This is a genomic window from Dermacoccus sp. MPR-E5 (assembly GCF_058809565.1).
Genome location: NZ_JBXASS010000029.1, coordinates 1 through 4,077, shown reverse-complemented (window position 1 = coordinate 4,077; position 4,077 = coordinate 1). Strand labels below are relative to the sequence as shown.

The window sequence follows — 4,077 nt, the reverse complement described above, 5'->3', positions numbered from 1 at the left end:
GGCCCCCCCCCGCGCCGACCGCACCGTACGTCTCGACGAGCGCCGGGCCCGAGAAGGTCCGGCTCGTCATGATGACGGGAATGCGGGCCGCGATGTGTCCGACGCTCTCGGCCCACCACCCGGGCACGTGCCCGGCTCCGAGGCCGGCGATGACGAGCGCGTCGGCGCCCGCGCTCACGGCGTCGAGCGCCCGCGCGGACTGCCCGAGTGCCACCGTCAGGACGGGCACCTCGGCGTCGACGGCGTCAGGCCGGGGGAGGGCCGACAGTCGCGCGGGGCGGTGGAAGAGGTGGGTATGACCTTCGAGGACGCGCCCGATCGGGCCGCAGTCGGGGGAGACGAACGTCGTGAGCGACGACGTGTCGCCCTTCGTCACCGAGCGCGCCGCGTGGATCTCATCGGCGAACACGGCGACGACGCCCAGCTCACGCGCGGCGTCGCTCGCGGCGACGCGGATCGCGGCGAGCATGTTGGCGGCTCCGTCGGCCCCGGCCATCGTCGGGTTGCGCATCGCGCCCGTGACGGCGAACGCGCGCCCGTCGTCCCAGAGCAGGTCGAGCAGGTAGGCGCTCTCCTCGAGCGTATCGGTGCCCTGGACGAGGACGAACCCGTCGGCGTCGGAGGCACTCGCGCGCTGCAGCACCTCGAGCAAGTGCGCCGGGGTGAGCGAACCGCTCTGTTCGCGCGCGATCGTCTCGCCGGTGAGGTCGACGTCAGCTGCGTCGAGGCCGGGGACAGCGGCGATGAGGTCGTCGGCGCCGAGCGTGGGGCGCACTCCGGCGCCGTCATCGGAGGACATGGAGATGGTTCCGCCGAGGAAGTACATCGCGATCCGCTTCGTCATGGCGCACAGGTTATCGTCGTGCCAACGAACCGCCGCGCGCCGATCGCTGCGCGAGCCCGTCACCGAGGAGACCCATGCCTGCTGCGGCTGACCCAAGCGTGCGACCCGGCCCGGACGCTGAGTGCCCCTGCGCCTGGGTTCCCGGGCGCTCGTTGCGCGAATGCTGCGGCCCGCTCGTCCTCGACGGCGTGCTCGCGCCGACGCCCGAAGCGCTCATGCGCTCGCGCTACACGGCGTTCGTGCTACGTGACGCCGACCACCTCTGGCGCACCTGGCATCCGCGCACGCGCCCGGCTCAGGTCGGCGACCTCGACGGCGTGACGTGGCTGGCCCTGCGGGTGCTCGACACGGGTGACGGCGGCATGAACGAGGCCGATACGCGCGGCACCGTCACCTTCGAGGCGTCCTACCTCGCCGACGACGGCCGTCGCGGGGTGCTGCGAGAGCACTCGCGCTTCGAACGCCGCGCCGGCCGCTGGTTCTACGTCGATGGGGACGAGCTCGACTGAGCCGCGAAAAACACGGGCGCGTCGCACACGCGGCATCACCTAGAATGAGCAGGTACGCCGTGGCGGCCTGACACCCCGCCCGAGCATCGCCCGTGACGGGCGTGTTCTGCGGCGGACCGCGCGTCCGGCGTCACCGACGAGAGGCCGAAGATCTTTCGGCGAAGGTGTGGTGGCACCGCGACCTGGCCCCCGCCCACACCTCCCGGGCTGCTCCCACGTGGGGCGCCCGGTCGAGCATCGTCCGATCGACGCGTCGCCGCATGGAACGAATCGAGAGGAACATCATGCTTCGAACCCATGAAGCCGGAACCCTTCGCGCAGCCGACGTCGGTGACACCGTCACCCTGACGGGTTGGGTGGCCAAGCGTCGCGACCACGGCGGTGTCGCCTTCGTCGACCTGCGTGACGCCTCGGGCGTCGTCCAGGTCGTCGCACGCGACGAGGTGCTGACTGGCGCCGCGCACGGTCTGCGCTCCGAATACTGCATCAAGGTGACGGGTGAGGTCGCCGCGCGCGAGCCGAAGGACGTCAACCCGAACCTGCCGACAGGTGAGGTCGACGTCGTCGCGAACGAGATCGAGGTGCTCTCCGAGGCGGCGCCGCTGCCGTTCCAGATCGACGAGCGCATCACCGTCGGCGAGGAGGCGCGCCTCAAGTACCGCTACCTCGACCTACGTCGCAAGGACCAGGGCGACGCGATCCGTCTGCGCTCGAAGGTGAGCCAGGCTGCGCGCGCCGTGCTCAACGAGCGCGACTTCGTCGAGATCGAGACGCCGACGCTGACGCGTTCGACGCCCGAGGGCGCTCGCGACTTCCTCGTCCCCGCTCGTCTCGCGCCGGGCAGCTGGTACGCGCTGCCGCAGAGCCCGCAACTGTTCAAGCAGCTGCTCATGGTCGCCGGGATGGAACGCTACTACCAGATCGCGCGCTGCTACCGCGACGAGGACTTCCGCGCCGACCGTCAGCCCGAGTTCACGCAGCTCGACATCGAGATGAGCTTCGTCGAGCAGGACGACGTCATCGAGCTCGGTGAGCAGATCGCGAAGGCCGTGTGGGCGACGATCGGCGTCGACCTGCCGACGCCGTTCCCGCGCATGACGTACGCCGACGCGATGGCGAAGTACGGCTCGGACAAGCCCGACCTGCGCTTCGGCAACGAGCTCGTCGAGTGCACGGAGTTCTTCAGGGACACGACGTTCCGCGTGTTCCAGGCCGAATACGTCGGCGCCGTCGTCATGCCGGGTGGTGCGTCGCAGCCCCGTCGTCAGCTCGACGCGTGGCAGGAGTGGGCGAAGCAGCGCGGCGCGAAGGGCCTTGCGTACGTCCTCGTCCAGGAGGACGGCTCGCTCACCGGCCCGGTGGCCAAGAACCTCACCGAGACCGAGGTGGCGGGCCTCGCCGGCCACGTCGGTGCGAAGCCCGGCGACTGCATCTTCTTCGCCGCGGGTGCGACGAAGGCGTCGCGCGCGCTGCTCGGCGCAGCGCGTCTGGAGATCGGCAAGCGCTGCGACCTCATCGACGAGAACGCGTGGAGCTTCCTGTGGGTCGTCGACGCGCCGCTGTTCGAGCCTGCCGCCGACGCTGTCGCCTCGGGGGACGTCGCCGTCGGCTCCGGTACGTGGACGGCCGTGCACCACGCGTTCACGATGCCGAAGGCCGAGTACGTCGACACGTTCGACACCGAACCAGGCGAGGCGCTCGCGTACGCGTACGACATGGTGTGCAACGGCAACGAGATCGGCGGTGGCTCGATTCGTATCCACCGCAAGGACCTGCAGGAGCGCGTCTTCAAGGTCATGGGTCTGAGCGAGGAGGACGCGCAGGAGAAGTTCGGCTTCCTCCTCGAGGCGTTCAGCTTCGGTGCGCCCCCGCACGGCGGCATCGCGTTCGGCTGGGACCGCATCGTCTCGCTGCTCGCGGGCACCGACTCGATCCGCGACGTCATCGCGTTCCCGAAGAGCGGCGGCGGCTATGACCCGCTGACGGCCGCGCCCGCCCCGATCTCCGCTCAGCAGCGCAAGGAGGCGGGTGTGGACGCCAAGCCTCAGGTCAAGAGTGAGGCTTCTGCGGACGCCGCATCGCCCGCCGCTCCGGCCGAGGTGTCGCCCAACAAGTCGTGATCGGATGATCGGCGACCGATCAACGGGTCGAGCCCCTGACGTCGCATGACGTCAGGGGCTCGACCGATTCTGCGCGACGCGCCGCCGGGGGTGCTGGGCCCGACAACGGTTTCAGGGCTTGCCCCTTTCAGCCGTAGGGTCGCCACATGCGTGATACGGCTACCGTCATGTTCGATGCCGACGGTGTGCTGCAGCACGCGCGTCACGGCTGGGTGGGTGCGCTCGACGCGATCGGTGGCGAGGGCTTCGCGTCCGTCGTGTTCGCCCGCGAACTGCCCGCCATGCGGGGCGAGGCGAGGATGCGTGACTGCCTCGTCGCCGCGGCCGAGGAGCACGGGGTCGCGCTCGATCCCGATGACGCGCTGCAGCTGTGGTCGCGTTTCGACATCGACGAAGAGGCGATGGCCGTCGTCGCCAAGGTCAGACGTGCCGGGTACGGCGTGCATCTCGCAACCAACCAGCAGGACGTGCGCCGTGACCTCATGCGCCGCCGCTACGCCGGAGTGTTCGACGAGGAGTTCTATTCCGGCTCTTCACAGATGAGGGTGTAGCGCGTAGTCAAGGATCGAACGGCGTGGCGCTGCCCGGGTAGGCGTCGAGGCCT

At 70.1% G+C, this 4,077-nt stretch carries 4 protein-coding genes; 3 read left to right on the top strand and 1 reads right to left on the bottom strand.

Annotated elements, in window-relative coordinates:
• Positions 1-844, bottom strand: an 844-nt coding sequence (locus tag AC1RS9_RS14195; protein WP_492921935.1) for an asparaginase, incomplete at its 3' end; no start/stop codon positions are given.
• Between the two features lie 74 nt (positions 845-918).
• Between AC1RS9_RS14195 and AC1RS9_RS14190 the strand changes: the two genes are divergently transcribed.
• The 3 genes from AC1RS9_RS14190 to AC1RS9_RS14180 all read left to right on the top strand — a co-directional run bounded on the left by AC1RS9_RS14190 (position 919) and on the right by AC1RS9_RS14180 (position 4,024).
• Entirely contained in the window at positions 919-1,353 is a 435-nt protein-coding gene (locus AC1RS9_RS14190) for a YchJ family protein (RefSeq protein ID WP_006943881.1), read from the top strand.
• Between the two features lie 284 nt (positions 1,354-1,637).
• The gene (gene aspS / locus AC1RS9_RS14185; RefSeq protein ID WP_040014329.1) at positions 1,638-3,473 is read left to right on the top strand and encodes an aspartate--tRNA ligase; all 1,836 of its coding nucleotides are present in this window, start codon (positions 1,638-1,640) and stop codon (positions 3,471-3,473) included.
• Positions 3,474-3,619: 146 nt separating this feature from the next.
• Positions 3,620-4,024 (top strand): HAD family hydrolase, encoded by a 405-nt coding sequence (locus AC1RS9_RS14180; RefSeq protein WP_492921932.1) that lies wholly within the window; start codon positions 3,620-3,622, stop codon positions 4,022-4,024.
• The last annotated feature ends 53 nt before the right edge of the window (positions 4,025-4,077 follow it).

Excerpts from the sequence above, each read along its gene's own strand:
- AC1RS9_RS14190 (WP_006943881.1), top strand. The coding sequence starts at position 919 with ATGCCTGCTGCGGCTGACCCAAGCGTGCGACCCGGCCCGGACGCTGAG.
- aspS (WP_040014329.1), top strand. The coding sequence starts at position 1,638 with ATGCTTCGAACCCATGAAGCCGGAACCCTTCGCGCAGCCGACGTCGGT.
- AC1RS9_RS14180 (WP_492921932.1), top strand. The coding sequence starts at position 3,620 with ATGCGTGATACGGCTACCGTCATGTTCGATGCCGACGGTGTGCTGCAG.